At 70.6% G+C, this 20026-nt stretch carries 20 protein-coding genes; 14 read left to right on the top strand and 6 right to left on the bottom strand.

Going from position 1 to position 20026, the window contains the following annotated elements; translation table 11 throughout:
• Positions 1-23 precede the first annotated feature (23 nt).
• The 4 genes from AB0L71_RS11135 to AB0L71_RS11120 all read right to left on the bottom strand — a co-directional run bounded on the left by AB0L71_RS11135 (position 24) and on the right by AB0L71_RS11120 (position 3570).
• The gene (locus AB0L71_RS11135; protein ID WP_365240751.1) at positions 24-1874 is read right to left on the bottom strand and encodes an FG-GAP-like repeat-containing protein; all 1851 of its coding nucleotides are present in this window, start codon (positions 1872-1874) and stop codon (positions 24-26) included.
• Positions 1875-2131: 257 nt separating this feature from the next.
• Positions 2132-2593 (bottom strand): hypothetical protein, encoded by a 462-nt coding sequence (locus AB0L71_RS11130; protein WP_365240749.1) that lies wholly within the window; start codon positions 2591-2593, stop codon positions 2132-2134.
• A gap of 681 nt (positions 2594-3274) precedes the next feature.
• Complete coding sequence (locus tag AB0L71_RS11125) at positions 3275-3442, bottom strand: hypothetical protein (protein WP_365240746.1); 168 nt, start codon at positions 3440-3442, stop codon at positions 3275-3277.
• Entirely contained in the window at positions 3424-3570 is a 147-nt protein-coding gene (locus AB0L71_RS11120) for a hypothetical protein (RefSeq protein WP_365240744.1), read from the bottom strand. Before AB0L71_RS11120 ends, AB0L71_RS11125 begins: the two co-directional genes overlap by 19 nt.
• 21 nt (positions 3571-3591) lie before the next feature.
• Here AB0L71_RS11120 and AB0L71_RS11115 point away from each other — a divergent pair, with 21 nt between their 5' ends.
• From AB0L71_RS11115 to AB0L71_RS11090, 6 genes are all read left to right on the top strand, one after another.
• Positions 3592-3825, top strand: a complete 234-nt coding sequence (locus AB0L71_RS11115) for a hypothetical protein (RefSeq protein ID WP_365240741.1) — start codon at positions 3592-3594, stop codon at positions 3823-3825.
• Between the two features lie 222 nt (positions 3826-4047).
• Positions 4048-5016 carry an NADPH:quinone oxidoreductase family protein gene (locus AB0L71_RS11110; protein ID WP_365240738.1) on the top strand — a complete coding sequence of 323 codons (969 nt, stop codon included), beginning with the start codon at positions 4048-4050 and terminating at the stop codon, positions 5014-5016.
• A complete protein-coding gene (locus AB0L71_RS11105) occupies positions 5013-6209 on the top strand; it encodes an acyl-CoA dehydrogenase family protein (protein ID WP_365240735.1) in 1197 nt (398 codons plus the stop codon). Before AB0L71_RS11110 ends, AB0L71_RS11105 begins: the two co-directional genes overlap by 4 nt.
• The gene (locus AB0L71_RS11100) at positions 6206-7339 is read left to right on the top strand and encodes an acyl-CoA dehydrogenase family protein (RefSeq protein WP_365240732.1); all 1134 of its coding nucleotides are present in this window, start codon (positions 6206-6208) and stop codon (positions 7337-7339) included. The genes AB0L71_RS11105 and AB0L71_RS11100 overlap by 4 nt, the downstream gene beginning before the upstream one ends.
• A gap of 152 nt (positions 7340-7491) precedes the next feature.
• Positions 7492-8004 (top strand): GNAT family N-acetyltransferase, encoded by a 513-nt coding sequence (locus tag AB0L71_RS11095; protein WP_365240729.1) that lies wholly within the window; start codon positions 7492-7494, stop codon positions 8002-8004.
• Between the two features lie 234 nt (positions 8005-8238).
• Positions 8239-8433, top strand: a complete 195-nt coding sequence (locus AB0L71_RS11090) for a hypothetical protein (protein WP_365240727.1) — start codon at positions 8239-8241, stop codon at positions 8431-8433.
• Positions 8434-8510: 77 nt separating this feature from the next.
• Here AB0L71_RS11090 and AB0L71_RS11085 read toward each other — a convergent pair whose 3' ends face one another.
• Positions 8511-9632, bottom strand: a complete 1122-nt coding sequence (locus tag AB0L71_RS11085) for a helix-turn-helix domain-containing protein (protein ID WP_365240724.1) — start codon at positions 9630-9632, stop codon at positions 8511-8513.
• 517 nt (positions 9633-10149) lie between these two features.
• On the opposite strand from AB0L71_RS11085, the gene AB0L71_RS11080 reads away from it, so the two are divergent.
• Genes AB0L71_RS11080 through AB0L71_RS11065 form a run of 4 tightly spaced genes read left to right on the top strand, consistent with a single transcriptional unit; the run spans position 10150 to position 14436 of the window.
• A complete protein-coding gene (locus AB0L71_RS11080) occupies positions 10150-11511 on the top strand; it encodes an NAD(P)-binding domain-containing protein (RefSeq protein WP_365240721.1) in 1362 nt (453 codons plus the stop codon).
• Positions 11508-12383 (top strand): SDR family NAD(P)-dependent oxidoreductase, encoded by an 876-nt coding sequence (locus tag AB0L71_RS11075; protein ID WP_365240718.1) that lies wholly within the window; start codon positions 11508-11510, stop codon positions 12381-12383. Before AB0L71_RS11080 ends, AB0L71_RS11075 begins: the two co-directional genes overlap by 4 nt.
• Positions 12380-13735 (top strand): MFS transporter, encoded by a 1356-nt coding sequence (locus AB0L71_RS11070; protein WP_365240716.1) that lies wholly within the window; start codon positions 12380-12382, stop codon positions 13733-13735. Before AB0L71_RS11075 ends, AB0L71_RS11070 begins: the two co-directional genes overlap by 4 nt.
• A complete protein-coding gene (locus AB0L71_RS11065) occupies positions 13732-14436 on the top strand; it encodes a TSUP family transporter (RefSeq protein ID WP_365240714.1) in 705 nt (234 codons plus the stop codon). Before AB0L71_RS11070 ends, AB0L71_RS11065 begins: the two co-directional genes overlap by 4 nt.
• Before the next feature lie 103 nt (positions 14437-14539).
• On the opposite strand, the gene AB0L71_RS11060 is transcribed toward AB0L71_RS11065, so the two are convergent.
• A complete protein-coding gene (locus AB0L71_RS11060) occupies positions 14540-14902 on the bottom strand; it encodes a DUF779 domain-containing protein (RefSeq protein WP_365240711.1) in 363 nt (120 codons plus the stop codon).
• Between the two features lie 381 nt (positions 14903-15283).
• On the opposite strand from AB0L71_RS11060, the gene AB0L71_RS11055 reads away from it, so the two are divergent.
• The 4 genes from AB0L71_RS11055 to AB0L71_RS11040 all read left to right on the top strand — a co-directional run bounded on the left by AB0L71_RS11055 (position 15284) and on the right by AB0L71_RS11040 (position 19955).
• Positions 15284-15847, top strand: a complete 564-nt coding sequence (locus AB0L71_RS11055) for a DUF2243 domain-containing protein (protein WP_365240710.1) — start codon at positions 15284-15286, stop codon at positions 15845-15847.
• Between the two features lie 11 nt (positions 15848-15858).
• Positions 15859-16707: a cytochrome c oxidase assembly protein gene (locus AB0L71_RS11050; protein WP_365240707.1), complete on the top strand. Its 849-nt coding sequence runs from the start codon at positions 15859-15861 to the stop codon at positions 16705-16707.
• A 311-nt stretch (positions 16708-17018) separates the two neighbouring features.
• On the top strand, positions 17019-18830 hold the full coding sequence (locus AB0L71_RS11045) for a hydrogenase maturation protein (protein WP_365240705.1): 1812 nt from the start codon (positions 17019-17021) through the stop codon (positions 18828-18830).
• Positions 18831-18878: 48 nt separating this feature from the next.
• Positions 18879-19955, top strand: a complete 1077-nt coding sequence (locus tag AB0L71_RS11040; protein WP_365240704.1) for a hydrogenase expression protein HypE — start codon at positions 18879-18881, stop codon at positions 19953-19955.
• The last annotated feature ends 71 nt before the right edge of the window (positions 19956-20026 follow it).

Here is a 20026-nt window from a genome sequence, read left to right as displayed (position 1 = left end):
GCGGAGCCTCACGCTGTTGGTGGTCAGACGACGCTGCCGGTCCACTGCTTGACCGGTGCCTGGATGTCCGTTCCTGTGCTGGTGAAGGTGAACAGGGAGTCGATGCGTCGGCCGTCGGCGGTCGTCCCTGAGCGGTAGAGGACGCCGATGTCGTCCTTGGCATCCTTGTTGAAGTCGCCGGTGACGGGCTGGCTTGCGGCCCAGCTGAAGGAGCCGGTGCTCGCCCAGACCTCGCGGGGGGCGCCGAAGTCGGTGCCGTCGCTGGTGAAGGTGAAGAGCGCGGACTGGTGGACGCCTTCTGCCGTGGTGCCCCGGTTGTAGAGGACGCCGATGTCAGCTCTGCCGTCTCCGCTGTAGTCGCCGGAGGTCAGCGTGCTGGCGCTCCAGTTGAAGGATCCGCTGCTGGTCCAGGATTTGTGCGGGGCGCCGAAGTTGGTGCCGTCGCTGGTGAAGGTGTAGAGCGAGGAGATGAACTTGCCGTCGGCGGACTTGCCTCCGTCGTAGAGGACGGCGACGTCGTCCTTGCCGTCCTTGTTGTAGTCGCCCGAGGTGACCTGGCTGGCGGACCAGGTGAAGCCGCCGGTGGTGGTCCATGTCTTGCGGGGGTTGTCGAAGTTGGTGCCGTCGCTGGTGAAGGTGTAGAGGGAGGAGACGTTGCCGGTGTCGGAGGATCCGCTGTCGTAGAAGACGGCGACGTCGTCCTTGCCGTCACCGTCGAAGTCGCCCGAGGTCACCTTGCTGAGGGCCCAGGTGAAGCCGCCCGTGGTAGTCCATGTCTTGCGCGGCTTGCTGAAGCCGGTGCCGGTACTGGTGAAGGTGTAGAGGGAGGAGACGTTGCCGGTGTCGGAGGATCCGCTGTCGTAGAAGACGGCGACGTCGTCCTTGCCGTCACCGTCGAAGTCGCCCGAGGTCACCTTGCTCTTGCTCCAGGTGAAGCCGCCAGGCGTACTCCATACCTTCGTGGGCGAGCTGAAGCCGGTTCCCGTGCTGTAGAAGGCAAAGAGCGATGACCTGTTCTTGCCCTCGAGTGACGTTCCGTTGTCGTAGAAAGCTGCGATGTCCTCCTTTCCGTCACCGTTGAAATCACCAGAGGTGGCCTGAGAATCCCCTGGCAAGGCTCGGACCTGCTTGATCCACTCTCCGAGGTCGTCGATCCGGGTCTCGACCGCGCCGGTGCGGGTCTCGTCGGAGCCCAGGCAGCCTGCCTGCCAGGAGGTGCTGTGGACGGCGACCAGTTCGACCTTCCCGTCCTGCTCGCGCAGCGCGGGACCGCCGGCGTCGCCCTTGCAGATGCTGCCGCCGTCCCGGGTGACAGCGACGGTCGTGGCGTCGGCCTGCGTCACCGTGAAAGCACCGGCGTGCAGACGGTCGGGTACCCATGTGTCGTTGGTGCGTCCGTAGCCCGCAGCCTGCAGGGTCTCACCCGCGGTGGGCGTGGTGGTGGTGAGGGTGACGGGGGCGATGTCGGTGACTGGTGTGGCGAGCTTGGCCATCACCAGGTCGCGGTCCGCCCGGGGGACCAGCTCGGTGATCTCGACGACCCTGCCCCCGGTGCCGGACAGATCCGTACGGCCGATGGTCGCCGTGACCTTCTCGGCCGGCGCACCGGCGGGTATCGGGAACGCCGGCTGCCCGGGGGCCGCGAAGCAGCTGCTGGCGGTGAGGACGTATTCGGCGTCGACGAGCGAGCCGGTACAGGCACGGCTGCTGTCACCGGTTCCGATCTCGATCTTCGTGGTGAAGGTGTAGGCGTTGTCGGCGACGGTGTCGCCGATCACCGCCTGTGCGGGTGTGGTGAGGGTGAGCGCACCGGCCGTGACGGCTACGGTCAGTAGCGATATGGCCCGCACTCTGCGGGAGGGGCTGAGGTTCACGTGTGTCCCTTGGAAGGTTGAGCGCAGAGGTCGTTGGGTCTCAGCTGAGGGCAGATAGTTGAGCATCAACTGCATGGGGCATTTCGTCACTGGTCGCAGCCGTCGCAGTGCTGCCGGCGTGGGCCGCGCCGAGCGTTGCCGCGGCGTCTGCGAAGGCCGGCGGCAGCCAGGATGCTCGTCATCACGGCCACGCGTGGACGCCTGTCCGACAGTGACTTTCCTTGTTCAGCCCGCTCATGGGCGGAGTCGCTGCTTGGTCAGCCTGTGACGCGGATTTCCACGAGGACGGACCGGGCGCCACCGATGTTGCCTTCTCCGACGGATTTGAAACCGCCCTCGGGGACGTCGACGGTGGTGGTCTCGCCGTTGGCGGTCAGGTCCGCGCTGATGGGGTGCTCCCCGGTCTCCAGGGCGAACACGCGAGGGAGTTCCAGGGTGAGGTATCCGGTCGTGGAGGTGGCCTTGAAGCAGTACATCTCGTCGCGGCCGACCGATGTGTCCTTGACCGTCAAAACCCTGATCTGGTCGACCGAGTAATCGCAGTCAGCCAACAGGATGTGGCCGTCGCCCTTCTTCAGAAGGATGCCCTTGTCCGCGAGGACCTGCGCGGCTCCTGGGTAAGTGAAATCCTCGACCGCGAACGGGGGGACATCTTCGCTCGCTGCGTCAACGGTGGTCTCGGAGGCGAAAGCGTATGGAACTACGATCAGCGCCGCCAATGCTCCTATTGTCCCGGAGATAAACGACGCACGTGTACGGAAAGCCATCGGTATTCCTTTCAGGCGCGACGCCTGCGAATCCGGAGGCCCCCGCCCTGGTCGTGTGTAGAAGAAGTAAAGTTGCTCGCGCAACATAATCGACTGGTGACGCAACGTCAAGCGATCAACTTCGGCTGCGATGAGGCATTTAAGGCGTGATGAGAAGTTAAACACCGTCGAAACCCTGTCCGTTGCATCCCCGAATATTCCTGTCCGCGACTTCGAACTGCTATTCCTTACGGCCGATGCCGGACCGTTCGCGCAGGCGCGAAATGTGAAGGTTCACGAAGGGGGGTGGGGTCATCGCGGCGAAGGCGATCGTGGTCATCCCTGCCAGGGGGAGTGCCCCTATGGGTCGGCCGGGAGGCGTCGATGAACGCGAGATCACTAAAGGTTCATGTCCGGCAGTGCAGTGTGATACCAAGTCCGAAACCGGGTTCACCCCCCTGGAAACCCTGCCCTGGTCGCGCTGTTCTGGCGGGCGACAGCATGTGGAGAAGGTTGACTCGATATCAGAGACCTGGGGTGTCGTCGATCGGGTCTCCTGCCGCCCCCAGCGGGGAGGGTGACCGGCGCCCCGCAGGGGGACACTACTTTCACATGTTTATACCGAGTCCCCTGCCCTTACCGGAGCCCGCGGGGTCAGTTGGGCGCCCCCTGGCCGGCACCACGCAAGACGGCCTGCGCCGAGGACAGGCGTTCCTTCTCGTCACGGTCGCCGTCGACGCCGCTCGCGACGTCGTCCGCCCAGCCGAGCAGCTGGTGCAGGTGAGGGTCGGTCGCGGCCGCGACTATGCGAGGCTCACCCACGACGACCTCGCCGCCCGTTCCGTCGACAGCGATGAGCGTGCCCTCGGGCAGGGTGCGCCCGCCCGGACGCAGCCGTCGGCGGCGTCGACGGTGAGGCCCGCGGCCCCCACGACGGCGGGCTTTCCCATCGCCCGCGCCACCACGGCCGCGTGGCTGGTCGGCCCGCCGCGTGCGGTGTCCTCCAGCCGGCAGCGGCCGCGGCCGCGGGTACGGCCGACATCCAGCTGCGCGGCGCCGACGGAACGTGGCACACCATCGGTGCGCTCGACGGGCCGTACACCGAGGTCGGCGCGGACGGCCGCACGGCGGACGCGGTACGCCTCCTCTGGCGCGCGGGCTCGGCGGCGCCGCAGATCGCCGAAGTGGTGGTCGGTCAGGACTGAGGCCCCGGGCGGCCCCGCCACGGCGTGCGTGGGCCGTCCGCCTTCCGGTTCGCTCCCGGAAATGTTCCCCTGCCCGGTCGGGCCCGAGCCTTTGGATCCGACCGGGCTTTCGCGTGCCCCTCCGTCCCGATCCGGCGTCGGCCGGTGGTTCCCACAGAGGCAAGCGACCGCTTAGTATGCCCCGCAGCAGTGGTGATGCCGACAGTGTTGTGGAGGCCCTTCATGCAGGCATGGCGAGTGCACCGGAACGGTGAGCCGGGCGAGGTGATGCGGCTCGAAGAGGTCGATCGCCCCGTGCCCGGCGACGGGCAGGTGCCCATCGAGGTGCTCGCGGCGAACATCAACTTCCCCGACGCGCTGCTGTGCCGCGGCCAGTACCAGGTCCGGCCGCCGCTGCCGTTCACGCCCGGTGTGGAGATCTGCGGCAGGACCGCGGACGGGCGGCGCGTGCTCGCCACCCCCGCCCTGCCGAACGGCGGTTTCGCGGAGTACGTCGTCGCCGACGAGGCGGCCCTCCTGCCCGCACCGGAGGCCCTGGACGACGCCGAGGCCGCCGCCCTGCACATCGGTTACCAGACCGGCTGGTTCGGCCTGCACCGCAGGGCGCGGCTCCAGGCGGGCGAAACCCTCCTCGTCCATGCGGCGGCCGGCGGCGTCGGCAGCGCCGCCGTCCAGCTCGGCAAGGCCGCCGGGGCCACCGTCATCGGAGTCGTCGGCGGCCCCGACAAGGCGAAGACCGCCCGTGAGCTCGGCTGCGACCTGGTCATCGACCGGCGCAGCGAGGACATTGTCGCCGCGGTCAAGGAGTTCACCGGCGGACGCGGTGCCGACGTGGTGTACGACCCGGTCGGCGGCGACGCGTACGCCAAGTCCGTGAAGTGCATCGCCTTCGAGGGCAGAGTCGTCGTCGTGGGCTTCGCAAGCGGTGTCATCCCCAGCCCGGCGCTGAACCACGCTCTGGTGAAGAACTACTCGATCCTCGGCCTCCACTGGGGCCTGTACAACACCAAGGACCCGGCCGCGGTCCGCGCCTGCCACGACGAACTCACCCGACTCGCCACCCAGGGCGCCATCAAGCCCCTGATCAGCGAGCGGGTCGGGATGGACGGGGCCGCCGCCGCCGTCCAGCGGGTCGCCGACGGCACCAGCACCGGCCGGATCGTCGTCCTCCCGACAGGAGCCACCCGATGACACCCCCCGACGCGGCAGAACTCCGCCGCCGCACCCAGGACCTGCTTGCCGCACACCCCCCGGCCACCACCGACCGGACCGACTTCCTCAAGGCCCGCTTCGACGCCGGACTCGCCTGGGTGCACTACCCGGTCGGCCTCGGCGGTCTCGGCGCGCCGCGCTCCCTGCAGCCCGTCGTCGACGCTGAACTCGCCGCCGCGGGCGCCCCCGACAACGACCCGCGCCGCATCGGCATCGGCCTCGGCATGGCCGCCCCCACCCTCCTCGCCTACGGCACCGAGGAGCAGAAACAGCGCTTCCTGCGGCCGTTGTGGATCGGCGAGGAGGTCTGGTGCCAGCTCTTCAGCGAACCGGGTGCCGGCTCCGACCTGGCTGCCCTCGGGACCCGAGCCGTCCGTGAGGAAGGGAGCGGGGGAAACTGGGTGATCGACGGCCAGAAGGTCTGGACGTCCAGCGCCCATCTGGCCCGCTGGGCCATCCTGATCGCCCGCACCGATCCGGACCAGCCCAAGCACCGCGGCATCAGCTACTTCATCTGCGACATGACCGACCCCGGGGTCGAGGTGCGGCCGCTGCGGCAGATCACCGGCGAGGCGGAGTTCAACGAGGTCTTCCTGACCGGTGTCCGCATCCCCGACAGCAGGCGCCTCGGCGCGGTCGGCGAGGGCTGGAAGGTCGCCCAGACCACCCTGATGAACGAGCGGGTCTCCATCGGCGGCGCCCGCATCCCGCGCGAGGGCGGCATGATCGGCCCGGTCGCCCGCACCTGGCGCGAACGCCCCGAACTGCGCACCCACGACCTCCACCAGCGCCTGCTGAACCTCTGGGTCGAGGCAGAGGTCGCCAGGCTCACCGGCACCCGCCTGCGCCAGCAGCTCGTCGCCGGACAGCCCGGCCCCGAGGGCTCCGGTATGAAGCTGGCCTTCGCCCGGCTCAACCAGGAGATCAGCGGCCTGGAAGTCGAACTCCTCGGCGAGGAGGGGCTGCTGTACAGCGACTGGACCATGCGCCGCCCGGATCTCGTCGACTTCACCGGACGGGACGCCGGCTACCGCTATCTCCGTGCCAAGGGCAACTCCATCGAGGGCGGCACCAGCGAGGTGCTGCTCAACATCGTTGCCGAGCGTGTCCTCGGACTGCCCCCGGAGCCGCGCAACGACAAGGACACCGCCTGGAAGGACCTGGCCCGATGACCGCAGCACCGACCGAAGAGACCCAGGCGCCCGATCTGCTGTACTCGGAGACCGAGGACGACCTGCGGGCAGCGGTGCGTTCGCTGCTCGCCGACCGGTGCGACGCGCCGACGGTGCTCGGCCGCATCGAGTCCGACACGCCGTACGACCCCCAGCTCTGGAAGGGGCTCGCCGCCGACATCGGCACCGCCGGGCTGCTGGTGCCCGAACACCTGGGCGGACAGGGCGCCGGCCACCGCGAGGCCGCGGTGGTGCTGGAGGAGCTGGGCCGCAGCGTCGCCCCGGTGCCGTATCTGACCAGCGCGGTCGTCGCCACCGAGACGCTCCTCGCACTGGAGAAGCAGGACGGTCCGGTCACCGCACTCCTCGGTGAACTCGCCGCCGGCCGCAAGGTCGCCGTACTCGCCATCCCGTTCTCCGCCTCGGAACCCGATGCCGTCCAGCCGGCCGGTGTCGTGGCCGGGTGTCTGGAGGGGGAGGTGACCGGCGTCGCCGACGCACCCGCGGCCGATGTGCTGCTGGTGCCCACGACCGATGGCCTGTTCGCGGTGGACACCCGCTCCGAGGGTGTCGCCGTCACACCGCTCGTCCCGCTCGACCTGACCCGCCCGCTCGCCGACATCACCCTCACCTCGGCCGTCGGCACCCGCCTGGCAGACGGCGCGTCCGCGGTCCACGCCGTGCGCCAAGGGCTGCTGGCCGGCGCCGGACTGCTCGCCTCCGAACAGCTCGGACTCGCCGAGTGGTGCCTGACCGAGACGGTTCGCTACACCCGCGAACGGCACCAGTTCAACCGGCCGGTCGGCTCGTTCCAGGCGCTCAAGCACCGTATGGCGCAGCTGTGGCTGGAGGTCGTGTCGGCCCGCGCCGCCGCGCGAAACGCCGCGGACGCCCTCGCGACCGGTTCCCCCGACACACGGTTGGCGGTGGCCGTCGCGCAGGCGTACTGCTCGAAGGTCGCGGTGCACGCGGCCGAGGAGTGCATCCAGCTGCACGCCGGCATCGGCATGACCTGGGAGCACCCGGCGCACCTGTACCTCAAGCGCGCCAAGGCCGACTCGATCGGGTACGGCACGGCCGGACACCACCGCGAGGTGATCGCGGACATCGTGGACCTTCCGGCACCCTGACGGGGTGGCCGGGGCAATACCCTGCCGCGGAGCGGGACTCGGGGGCGAAGACGCGCGCCCACGCGCTTCCGCCCCCGTTGCTCCCTCACGTGGTGGGGGACCATGGAGGGTGCCGGGGCGGGCCCGTGTCCGGCGGATCGGATGGAGATGCCATGACGAGGCACTGGGTCACGCTGGAACTCGATGTCGACACGTTCGACGCGGACCGGTTCCAGCCGTACGTGACGCGGTGCCACGACGAGGGCATCCGGCTGACCACCCTTGCTGAACTGGGCGACACGCCGGAACATCGCTGCGCACTGTACGAGCTGAACAAGGAGTGTTCCGCCGACATCCCGGAGCGGGGCGCGTTCTACTCGTTCGACGAATACACCGAGCTCCGGCTGGAGGTCCCCTCGTACGATCCACGCGGCGTCGTGATCGCACAAGACGGCGAAGCCTGGATCGGCATGGCGGCCACATCCGCCCACGGGGACATCGCCTTCAACGAGATGACCGGGGTGCGGGCCGGATACCGAGGGCGCGGTCTTGCCCTCGCGATGAAGACGTTCGGGATGGAATTCGTCCGAACGTGCGGAGCGCGCAGGGTCCGCACCGTCCACCATCCGGCCCACACGAGTGCCATCGCGATGAACCGGACCCTGGGTTTCGTCGACGCGGACTGACAGCGAGGAGGTGCGGCTCCCCACCGGGAACCGGTCCCGGGCCGCCGACCAGGTGGGGTTCTGGCCACCGGGAACCGCTCACCTGTGCGGCTGACCGGGCCCGGTCGCACTGCCCCGATCGTGACAGCCGGTCAACACCCATATGGAGTACACGCCAGTCCGCCGGATGGCCTCCTCGCTACGCCACACTGGCCGCCGAATGCCGCAATTCCGGTGCGGCGTAGGAGGTTGGCCATGGCCATTTCGATCTCACTGGTGTTGCTCATGTTGATCCTTGCGGTGATCTTCCTCCGCAACGGCGGCCTGAAGATCTCGCACGCGCTGGTCTGCGCCATGCTCGGCTTCTTCCTCGCCGGCACGAGCATGGCGCCGACCATTCAGGACGGCCTGACGGCCACGGCCGACGTCGTCAGCAACCTCAAGCCCTGACCTCGGCGGCCCGCACACCACCACGCGGTCGACTCCGGGGCGAGCGGGTGTTCGCGCGGCCCCGTCCGGTGCGTACCTCAGGTCAGCCAGGCGCGGCAGAGCCACCAGGCGTTCATGGCGCCGAAGGTGTCGTAGGGGTCGATGCCGGTGACGTCGGCGAAGCGCTGGACCCGGTTCCGCACGGTGTTGGGATGCACGAACAGCCGCTCGGCCGCAGGGGTCACCTCCCGGCCGGCTTCCAGCCAGGCCCGGACGGCGAGCGCGACCGGCTCGGCGTTGGCGCCGAGCGCGGTCCACGCCGGTTGGTGGCGGTCCAGCAGTACCGCCACCAGGTCGGCCCGGTCCGCCACGGCGGCGAGCACGGCGACATCGGCCACGTGCACCACGCCGGTCCGTCGGGTCGACTCGGCTGCCGTCAGGGCGGCGAGGGCCAGACGCCGTACGGCACCCAGCTCCTCCGGTTCGGCCGGACCTGCGAGCCCGGCCGTCACCCCGCCCTCGGCGACACGCGCCGAGGGCGCCCGGGTGAGCACGGCGACCAGCAGGCCGTCCACATGTCCGATCAGCGCCGGGGCGCGGTCGCGCAACGAGGGCGCCAGACCCGTGCCGTCCGGCCGGGCGACCAGTACCCACAGCCCGCCGGCGACCGGCAGACCGGCCTCGGCGGCGGCCAGCGTGGCCGCCGAGCCACCCTCCAGCAGCCGTCGAAGGATCGTCAGGTCCCGGTCACCCGCACCCGGGTACCGGTCGGCGCCGGCGGCACGGTGCGCCTTGATCAGCCTGGACCGCACCGCCTCGGACCAGTCGTCATACAGCTCCCGGGCATCGAACAGGAGGTAGGCCGATATCCCGCCCGAGGCGGCGAGCTCCCTGGCCCGCGACCAGATCGCGCGTTCGGCGACATGGATCGCTCCGAGCACCGCCTCGATGGGGACGCCCTGCTGGGCCCGGGTGACGCCGAGTTCCTCCACGAACGACAGCTCCGCCTCGGTCGGGCCGCGTCTGGCCGCCACCGCCCGGGTCGCCGCAGCCAGCAGCGCACGGGTGTGCCCGGCGATGTCGGAGGTCGGCAGCACCGCGATCTCCCGCACCAGCGTGCGCACACCGCTGACGACGGACGGGAGCAGGTCGTCCTCTCCGACGACCCGCTCGATCAGGTCGACCACGCTGTCCCACTCGTCGTGCTGCATGCGACGCATGCTCGCCCTTCTTGTGGCCCAGCACAAGTGGGCCGTCGAATCACGTTCCGTACGACATGTCCAGGCGGCTGACCAGCACCTACGGTTGGCTGAAGTCACAACGAAGGCCGCCCGCGGGAGCGGTCTCTGAACGAAGGAAGAACATGCGTGGCCGACGGCCCCACCCCCTCGCGGCTGCAGCCACGTGATGACCGGACTCCTGCGCGGAGGCGGGGACCACGGACCCCGGCGCCGCGGCAGGCAGCCCCGGTCCGTCGAGGACCGGAGTCCGGTGCGCACCCCCGGTGTACCGGGCATCGCCCCGGGCCCACGCTGCCGGTGAGGGCCCTGCCCCTCACCGACGCACCATCGCACCGCACCTCCGGCCGGCTGCGCCCCGCTCACGCAGCCGCGTCCCCCGCCCCGGTGGGGTACGCCGCCGCCTGAGCGCGCCGCACCCCGATTCGTTCGCCTTCGAAGCGGCCGGCCCGTCGACGAGGGCCGCCCTGAATCCACCCCTCTCCCGAGGAGACGCACCATGCCCCCTCCCTGTCGTGTCGCCGTGATCGGTGCCGGAGCGGCCGGTCTGACCGCCACCAAGGCCCTGCTGGACGCGGGTGTCGAGGTCGTCGCGTACGAGAAGGGCGACCGGCCCGGCGGGCTGTGGGCACGCGACAACACCAGCGGCCTGTCACCGGCCTACGCCTCCCTGCACCTGAACACCAGCAAGGGCCGGACCCAGTTCGCCGACTTCCCGATGCCCCGGCAGTGGCCGGACTACCCCTCGGCCGACCTGGTGGCCGGTTATCTCGCCGACTACTGCGAGAACTTCGGCCTCACCCCGCACATCCGCTTCGACACCTCGGTCGAGTCCGTCGAGCGGGAGGAGGACGGGCGTTGCTGGGCCGTGACGACCGACTCCGGCGACGTCGACCGGTACGACGCCGTCGTGGTCGCCAACGGCCACAACTGGGACCCGCGCCGGCCCGATCCCGCCTACCCCGGGACCTTCGACGGCCTCCAGATGCACGCCCACGACCACCGCACCGCCGAGGTCTTCCGGGACCGGCGGGTGCTCGTCGTCGGCATGGGCAACTCCGCCATGGACATCGCCGTCGACGCCTCGTACGTCGCACGGGGCCCGGTCCTGCTGTCGGCCCGTCACGGTGTCCATGTCGTCCCCAAGTACCTCTTCGGCCGTCCCTCGGACGCGACCGGCGGAGCCCTGGCGGCGCTGCCGTGGCGGCTGCGCCAGCGCGTCGCGGAGACCATGCTCCGGCTGGCCGTCGGCACCCCGCAGAGCTACGGCCTGCCCGCCCCCGCGGGCGGACTCTTCCAGAACCACCCGACGATCAGCGACACGATCCTGCACCGCCTCACCCACGGCGAGGTGGTCGCGCGGCCGGGCATCGACCGCCTCGACGGGGACCGGGTCGTCTTCACCGACGGCACCTCGGACCCGGTCGACGTGATCGTGTGGGCCACCGGCTACCGGGTGTCCATCCCCTTCCTGTCCGACCGCTGGCTGGGCGCCGACCCGGAACGGCTGCCGCTGTACAAGCGGGTCTTCCACCTCCAGGACCCGAGCCTGGCCTTCGTGGGGCTGATGCAGTCCACGGGCGCGGCGCTTCCCGTCGTGGAGGCCCAGGCCAAGCTGATGGCCGCCTGTTTCTCCGGCGCCTACGCCCTCCCCACGGCCCAGGAACAGCGGAGTGCCGTCGCCCGCGCGCTGCGTGCCGCAGTCGAACGGTGGGGCGACCGGCGCCCTCAGATGCGCATCGACTTCGACCAGTACGTGGCCGACCTGCCGCGCGAGATCGAGGCCGGGCGGGCCCGGCTGCGGCGCGGCGCCCGTCCGTTCACCGTCACCGCTGCCGACCGCGAAGGGAACCCCGCATGAACGCCTCACCCACCCCCGGCACCTCCTCCCGCAAGGGCCTGCTCGGTGGCCGCCGCGACGCCCGGGGCCTGCGGGTCGTCGTCACCGGCGCCTCCGGGACGTTCGGCCGGGCCATCTGCGCCGAGCTGACCGACCTGGGTGCCCGGGTCATCGGCCTGGACCTGGCTCCGCGGCCCGACGACCCGGTCGAGGTGCTCGCCTGCGACATCACCGACGACACGGACGTGCCGACCAAGGTGGCCGCCGCGATCGACAAGCTGGGCGGGCTCGACCTGCTCATCAACAACGCCGGTATCGGCGGGCCCGCCCCGGCCGAGCTCCCACCCGGAGCCGAGGTACGGCGCCAGCTCGACATCAACCTGCTCGGCACCTGGCGGGTGACCGCCGCATGCGTGGACGCCCTCGTCGAATCCCGTGGCCGGATCGTCATGCTGTCCTCCCGGATGGCCGTCATGCAGCTGCCCCTGGCAGCGGCGTACGGGGCCTCCAAGCGGGCGCTGGTGGCGTACGCCGACGCGCTCCGCATGGAGATCGGAACCCACGTCGCCGTCACCTGCGTCTACCCGTCCGCGGTGCGCAGCCCCATCCATGACTCGACCGCCGCGGCGGGGCTCTCCCTGGAGGGCATGAGCAGCTACGAGCCGCTGGAGGGCGTGGTCGACAAGGTGCTCCGCGCCGCTCTGGGCCGCCGGGTGCGCCGCGATCTGCCGACCACGCGCCGGGGGGCCCTGGAGTTCTTCCTGGCGCGTCACCTGCCCCGGTTGACCGACCGGATCGTCGCCCGCACCCTCGCCACCCGAGCCCGTACCGGCGCGTTCGGGGGAGCCGAGCTGGCCGCGGGCGTCGTCAGGCGTCACACGGAAAAGCCATGAGCACCCCGATACAGACGCCGCCCCGGGGCGACGCCTCGCCGCGGGCGCGGGCCGGCCATCTCACGCTGTACGCCACCGGTTCGATCGGGATGGGCATGTGGGTCACCGTCCCGGGCCTGCTGCTGTTGTACTTCCTCACCCGGATACTCGGCGTCCCGGCGTTCTGGGCCGGACTGACGCTGCTGCTGCCGAAGATCATCGATGTGGTGGTCCATCCACTCCTCGGTACGCTGTCGGACCGGCAGGCCCGCCGCACCGGGCACCGACGCGGCATGCTCCGGGTCGGGCTGCTGCTGGTGGTGGCGTGGGTCGCGATGTTCTCGGTTCCCGCGGGCGTCTCCGGTATGCCGGCCGCGCTGTGGGTCGGCTGCTGCTACATCGTCGGCAACCTGCTGTTCGCCTGCTTCCAGGTGCCCTACCTGACGACGCCGTCCGACCTGCGGATCGCCTACCACGAACGTACCCGCGTTTTCACGTTCCGGATGTTCTTCCTGACCCTGGGGCTGCTCGGCGCGGGCGTCGTGGCGCCGGCCCTGGTGGCCTCCGGCAGCCACCACTCCTACGCCCGGATGGCTCTGCTGCTGGCCGGTGTCCTGGTCGTCTCGCAACTGGTCGCGCTGGCCGGCGTCCGAAGGCTCACCGACCACTGCGGTTTCCAGGTCCCGGACGAGCGCGCCCACTCCACCCTCGACGACATCCGGGTCGCCTGGCGGGACCGCGACTTCCGGGCGCTGCTGCTCTCCTACCTGTTCACCGGCACCACCACCCATCTGTTCCTGGCGGCCCTGCCGTTCTACGCCGAGTACGTCCTCGACGACAGCGGCCTGACCGCTGTGCTCATGGGCGGCTTCCTCGTCCCGGCGACGGTCGCCGGACCCCTGTGGCTGCGGGCGTCCCGGCGGATCGGCAAACAGCGCGGACTGCTGCTGTCCCAGGGCGTCTTCATCGCCGGGTCCCTCGTGCTGCTGCCCGGCAGGACGCTGGGGGTGGGCGTGACCGTCGCGGTGGTGGTGGTCATGGGCGCCGCCTTCGCAGGGCTCCAGCTCTTCGCCTTCTCGATGCTCCCGGACGCGGTGGCGGCAGCCGAGGCGCGGGGATCCGCCCGCGCGGGCGCCTACACCGGCGTGTGGACGGCGACCGAGGCGTCGGGAACCGCCATCGGCCCCTATGTGTACTCCGCCGCCCTCGCCGTCGGAGGCTTCGTGTCCTCCACCGAGGGCCACTCCGTCACCCAGTCCCACTCCGCGTCCGTCGCGCTGTTGCTGGGCTTCACCGTGGTGCCGGCCGTACTCATGGCCATCGCGGTGGTCTTCCAGCGCCGGTGCACCCTCGACCGGGTGGTGGCACCGTGACGGACGGAGTCCACCTCCTCGCGCTGGCCGGCGTACTGTTCGGGGCGGTCGCCCAGTCGGCCACCGGCATGGGTTTCTCCCTCCTGGCGGCGCCCGCGCTGGTCCTGTACCTCGGACCTCAGCAAGGGGTAGCCACGACCGTGGTGCTGGCGACGCTCTCCTCGGCTCTGCCCTTCCTGCGCGACGGACGCCATGCCCGCCCGCGCGAGGTGCTCCGGCTCCTGGTCCCGACGTTGTTGTGCACCCCGCTCATCGCGCTGGCGCTGCGGGGGGTGGACACCCGCTGGCTGGCGCCGGCCGCCGGCGCGGGCGTGGTCGTCGGGGTCTGCGTGCTGGCCAGTGGTGTCCGCTGGAAGTGGCTGCGCCGCCCCCAGGGGGCGGTGGCGGCCGGTGCCGCCAGCGCCCTGCTCAACGTCGTCGGTGGGGTCGGTGGTCCACCCATCGGTCTCTACGCCGCCCATGCCGACTGGGAGCCCGCGGTCACGCGGGGGAACCTGCACAGCTTCTTCATCGTGCAGAACTGCGCGACGGCCCTGGCCGTGGGCATCGCCCTGCCCGGCCCCTCGGAGCTGGTCGCACTCGCCCTCGGCACCGCCTGCGGGATGCTCCTGGCTCCGCGGGTGCCGACGAAGACCCTGCGGACTGCCGTGTTGGCCGTGTCGCTGCTGGGCGGCATCGGCCTGGTGGGCGGAGCCGTCTGAGGTACGGACCGGGGCGCCGTGGACGGCGCCCCGGCTCGACGTACGGCCGACGGGTTCCGGCCGGCGGTGCCGACGTCCGGTACCGGGGACGTGGCGCCCCAGCTCAGGGATCGACGATCCGGGACCGGATCAGGAACCGCACCCCCTCCGGAGCCTCCAGGGAGAAGCCACTGCCCCGTCCCTCCACCACGTCGACGATCAGCCGGGTGTGCGCCCACCGTTCGTACTGGCTCCTCGACATCCAGAACGGGACGGGCTCCGCGACCCCGTCGACGTCGAGAGAGGCCAGCAGAACGTCGGAGCCACCCGTACGGAACTCTCCGTCCTGGTAGCACATGGGCGCGCTGCCGTCGCAGCAGCCGCCCGACTGATGGAACATCAGGGGGCCGTGGATCTCGTGCAGCCGACGCACCAGATCGGCGGCGGCGGGAGTGAGCGAGACGGCTGCGGCCTCGGACGGGCTCATCGCTGCGGCCCGTGACCGCGCTCGTGCGGTGCGCGGCGGATCGGCGGCAGGGTCTTCGTACCAGGTCGGTTCACGGACCAGTCCCTTCGGCGATGTGCACGGATGATGCGCTGGTGCTGCGGGGGACCGCTCCTGCACCGTACGCTGCTCAGCCCATTCGCGGCCATGCGTGGTACTGCCCGGCGATGCCGCGTACCGGAAACCTGCCCGGGGGCTGCGGCTCCTGCGGGCCCGGGCGCTGAGGACACGGCGCGATCCCGGGAGCGCCCGCGGTTGGGCCGGATGGAGGGCACGCACGCGCGTGGGCGTGGCAGGGAGGGGAACCTGCGGCTGAGGCATCTTCAGCAGACCCCCCCCAGCCACCAGGAGCGGAGACGAGTGATGGCCACCACGACGGGAGAGGCCCGGGCCGGCACGGCACAGCCGGCGAGTATCCAGTTGCCGGGCATCGTGCTCGGGGTGGGGATGGGCGGGTTCGCCGACGGCATCCTGCTGCACCAGCTGCTGCAGTGGCACCACATGCTCAGCAGCACCAACCACGACCGCATCGGGGTGAGGTACTACAACCCACTGACGGTGTCCGGGCTGGAGATGAACACCGTGTGGGACGGCATCTTCCACGCGGTGTGCTGGATCGCCGTCCTGCTGGGCCTGGCCATCCTGTACTCCCGCGTCACGCACAACCGGCGGGCGGTGTGGACCTCATGGGTCCTGTGGGGCTGGATGTTCGTCGGATGGGGGCTGTTCAACCTGGTCGAGGGGCTCCTGGACCACCAGATCCTGGGCATTCACCACGTCCGCGGCGGCCCCTACCAGGCTTGGTGGGACGCGGGCTTCCTCGTCCTGGGCGGCCTGTTCCTGATCGGCGGTTACCTGCTCCAGCGCAGCGGCCGGCCCTTCGACCCCGACGCCCCGGCCGGGCGACGTGAAAGCGGGCGAGCCTGATGGGCCACGACATGCCCCTTCACGGGCACACGGCGGGCAGCAGCCTCCTGGAGTGGCTCCTGCCCGCACTCGTCCTGCCGGCCGCCGCCGGTGCCTACCTGCTCCTCGCTCACCGGGCCCGCCGCCGAAACCCGGCCCTGGGCTGGAGCCCGTGGCGGACGACCGGTTTCCTGACCGGCAGCGCCCTGCTCGGCGCCGCTCTCCTGCCGCCCGTGGCGCCCTTCGCGCACGAGGACTTCCGCGGCCACATGGCCCAGCACATGCTCATCGGCATGTACGCGCCGCTCGCGTTCGTCCTGGCTGCGCCGGTCACCCTCCTGCTGCGCACCCTGCCCGCGGCACGGGGAAGGCAGCTGACCGCCGTATTGCACAGTCCGCCCGCCCGCGTGATCGCGCACCCTGCGGTCGCGCTGGCGCTGTCCACGGCCAGCCTCGCGGTTCTCTACTTCACCCCCCTCTACAACGCGATCATGAGCAACCCGGCAGCGCACTGGCTGCTGCACGCGCACTTCCTGCTGTCCGGGTGCCTGTTCGCCCACGCCATCGCCGGCCCCGACCCCGCCCCCTACCGTCCCGGCGTACGCGCACGGCTGGTCTACCTCGGCGTCGCCATCGCGGCCCACGCGGTGATCTCCCAGATGATGTACGGCGGCTTCTGGGTTGACATCCACGCCCCGGTCTCCCAGGTTCAGGCAGGCGCGGAGATCATGTACTACGGCGGCGACGTGGCCGAACTGCTCCTCGCTGCCGCCCTGGTCGCCACCTGGCGCCCCGAGCCCCGGCGCTCGGCCACCCGCGATTCCGCCTCCGCCCGGGAAACGGCCACCGCCACCCGAGTGGGCGAGCAGGGGGCCGCGTAGACAACAGGGTCGCTTCACATGCGGGTAGCAGAACGTCACCGCAGGGGACGAACCAAGCTCCCGCAGACCATGGGGCGTTGTCCGTGGAACAACGTCGGACCGGCATCGTCACGGACACCCGCCGACGGCCACCAGTGCCGACGAGGGCTTGGCGCACGAGACCGATGTTCCCCGTCCCCGGACTCCGGTTCCACTGAGTGGTCGCCGAGCCGCGCGCTTTCGGGTGACTCTGCGGCCGGTTGCCGATGAGGTCCTCCAGCCGTGACCCACCATCGCTGGCAGCCGGATCGGCCCGTCGTTGGGAGATTGCCGTGCGCATTCTGCTCGTTGCGAGCGCGTTCAACAGCCTTGCTCAGCGCGTCCATGCCGAACTCAGGGACCGCGGCCACGTCGTATCGGTGGAACTCGCAACGCCGGACGCCTCCGCACGTGACGCGTCGCTGCGGCGCGCCGTGCACGCGTACGCGCCCGACCTCGTCCTGGCCCCGATGCTGAGGACCGCCATCCCCCGGGACGTCTGGACGACGCACACCTGCCTCGTCGTCCACCCCGGCCCGCCGGGCGACCGAGGGCCTTCCTCGCTCGACCGGGCAGTCCAAGAAGGCGTGGACAGGTGGGGAGTGACGGTCCTTCAGGCCGAACAGGAGATGGATGCCGGGGACATCTGGGCCTCGGCCACCTTCCCGGTACCGCCGGTGGGCAAGAGCGACCTGTACCGCAACGAGTTCTCCGACGCCGCGTCGCGAGCCGTGCACCTCGCCGTCGAGCGCTTCGCGTCCGGCACGTACGTGCCCCGCCCGCAGGCAGGCGGGGACGAGGAACTGCCGATCCGTACGAGGCCGTACCTCCGGCAGGAGGAGCGGCGCATCGACTGGGAGTCGGACCCCACGGAAACGGTCCTGCGCAAGCTGCGCGCAGCAGACTCCTGGCCCGGTGTGCGCGACGAGATGCTCGGCGGTGAATGGTTCCTGTACGGCGGGCATCCGGAGCACACACTGCGCGGCGTACCGGGCGAGTTGATCGCGGTCCGGGCAGGCGCCGTCTGCCGGGCGACGACCGACGGCGCGGTGTGGATCAGCGAGCTCCGCCCCCGCCGCAGACCCGGCGGTCCCGCGACGTTCAAACGGCCCGCCGCGACGGCTCTCGCCGGGACACTGCCCACCCTGCCGGAGCGGGCCGTGCCGTACGAGGACGGGGACCGGCGCGGCTGGAGTGACATCGCCTACCGGGAGGTGGGGAAGGCGGGCTTCCTCTCGTTCTCCTTCCCCGGCGGCGCGATGAGCACGGAGCAGTGCCGGCGCCTGCACGACGCCTACCGGTTCGCCTGCCGGCGCCCCACCTCGGTGCTGGTGCTCGGAGGCGGCCGGGACTTCTTCTCCAACGGCATCCACCTCAAGGTGATCGAGGCGGCCGCCCACCCCGGTGAGGAGTCCTGGGCCAACATCAACGCCATGGACGACCTCGTGGAGGCCGTGCTGACCACCACCGACCGGCTGGTGATCTCCGCCGTGGGCGGCAACGCGGCCGCGGGCGGGGTGATGCTCGCCCTCGCCGCGGACGAGGTCTGGTGCAGGTCGGGGGCCGTGCTGAACCCGCACTACCGCCTGATGGGGCTGTACGGCTCCGAGTACTGGACGTACACCCTGCCACGCCGGTTGGGGGACGCTGTCGCGGAGCGCCTCACCGACAAGGCGCTTCCGGTCAGTGCCGAGACCGCCGTACGGATCGGCCTGGCCGACCGGATGATCGACTGCGACGCGCAGTCGTTCGCGGGCGAAGTAGGGCGCCTGGCGGCCCGGCTCGCCGCGTCGCCCGCGGCAGACATGCGCATCGCCGCGAAGAAGAGCGAACGGGACCGGGACGAGGCCCGGAAACCGCTGGCCGAGTACCGGCGGCAGGAGCTGGCCGAGATGCGGCAGACCTTCTTCGATCCGGAATCGTCCTACCACGCGCTGCGGCGGGCCTTCGTGCTCAAGGAGCCCCCGTCGGGCTGTCCCGCGCACCTGGCCCCGGCCGCGGCCGGAAGCGCCGCGGGAGCTCCGTCCCTCCGGGAGACCGGTGTCACCGCACTGGCGGCGCACGATGACGCACCCGCGCCGAGCGCTTGCTACGAAGAACAGTGAAGGCCGATAGCTCAGCCTTCGTATGTCTCTTTCCAGGGAGGCATCCTCATGGATGCAACAATGCCGAACCCCGCGGACACTGCCGCGAACACCGGAGAAGAGTCCCCGATCCATATCCTCTGGATCAATGCGGGACTGAGCTGTGACGGCGACTCCGTCGCCCTGACCGCCGCGATGCAGCCGAGCATCGAGGAGATCGTGACCGGCACCCTGCCCGGTCTGCCCAAGATCCAGGTCCACTGGCCGCTCATCGATTTCGACAGCGGCCCCGTGGGCGGCGCGGACACGTTCATCGAATGGTTCTTCAAGGGGGAGCGGGGCGAGATCGACCCCTTCGTCCTGGTCATCGAGGGATCCGTCCCCAACGAGGCGATCAAGCCCGAGGGTTACTGGTGCGGCTTCGGGGACAACCCGGAGACCGGTCAGCCGATCACCACCAGTGAGTGGATCGACCGGTTGGCGCCCAAGGCGCTGGCCGTCGTCGCCATCGGAACCTGCGCCACCTACGGCGGTATCCATGCGATGTCCGGCAACCCGACCGGCGCCATGGGAGTGCCCGACTACCTCGGCTGGGACTGGAAGTCGAAGGCCGGCATCCCGATCGTGTGCGTGCCGGGCTGCCCCATCCAGCCGGACAACTTCTCGGAGACCCTGACGTACCTGCTGTACCAGGCGGCCGGATCCGCTCCGATGATCCCCCTCGACGACAAGCTCCGTCCGAAATGGCTCTTCGGTGCCACCGTGCACGAGGGGTGCGACCGGGCCGGCTACTACGAGCAGGGCCAGTTCGCCACGACCTACGACTCGCCCAAATGCTCGGTGAAGCTCGGCTGCTGGGGCCCGGTCGTCAAATGCAACGTACCCAAGCGCGGCTGGATGAACGGCATCGGGGGCTGCCCGAACGTCGGCGGCATCTGTATCGCCTGCACCATGCCCGGCTTCCCCGACAAGTTCATGCCGTTCATGGACCAACCGCCGGGCGCCAAGGTCTCCGTCACCGCGAGCGGAGCGTACGGCGCGGCCATCCGCAGGCTCCGGAAGGTCACGGGCAGAACCGTGGACATGGAGCCGAAGTGGCGGCACAAGAAGGAACGGCTGACCACCGGATACCGGGCCTCGTGGTGAACCGGTCCAGGACACCCCCCGCATCCCGCACCACCCGGTGACGACCCCACCTCACGCTTCGCAGAAGGGCT

This window comes from Streptomyces sp. NPDC052052, assembly GCF_040680455.1.
Classification (GTDB): domain Bacteria; phylum Actinomycetota; class Actinomycetes; order Streptomycetales; family Streptomycetaceae; genus Streptomyces.
The sequence above is the reverse complement of the archived record's forward strand: the minus strand, read 5'-3'. Positions and strand labels throughout refer to the sequence as shown.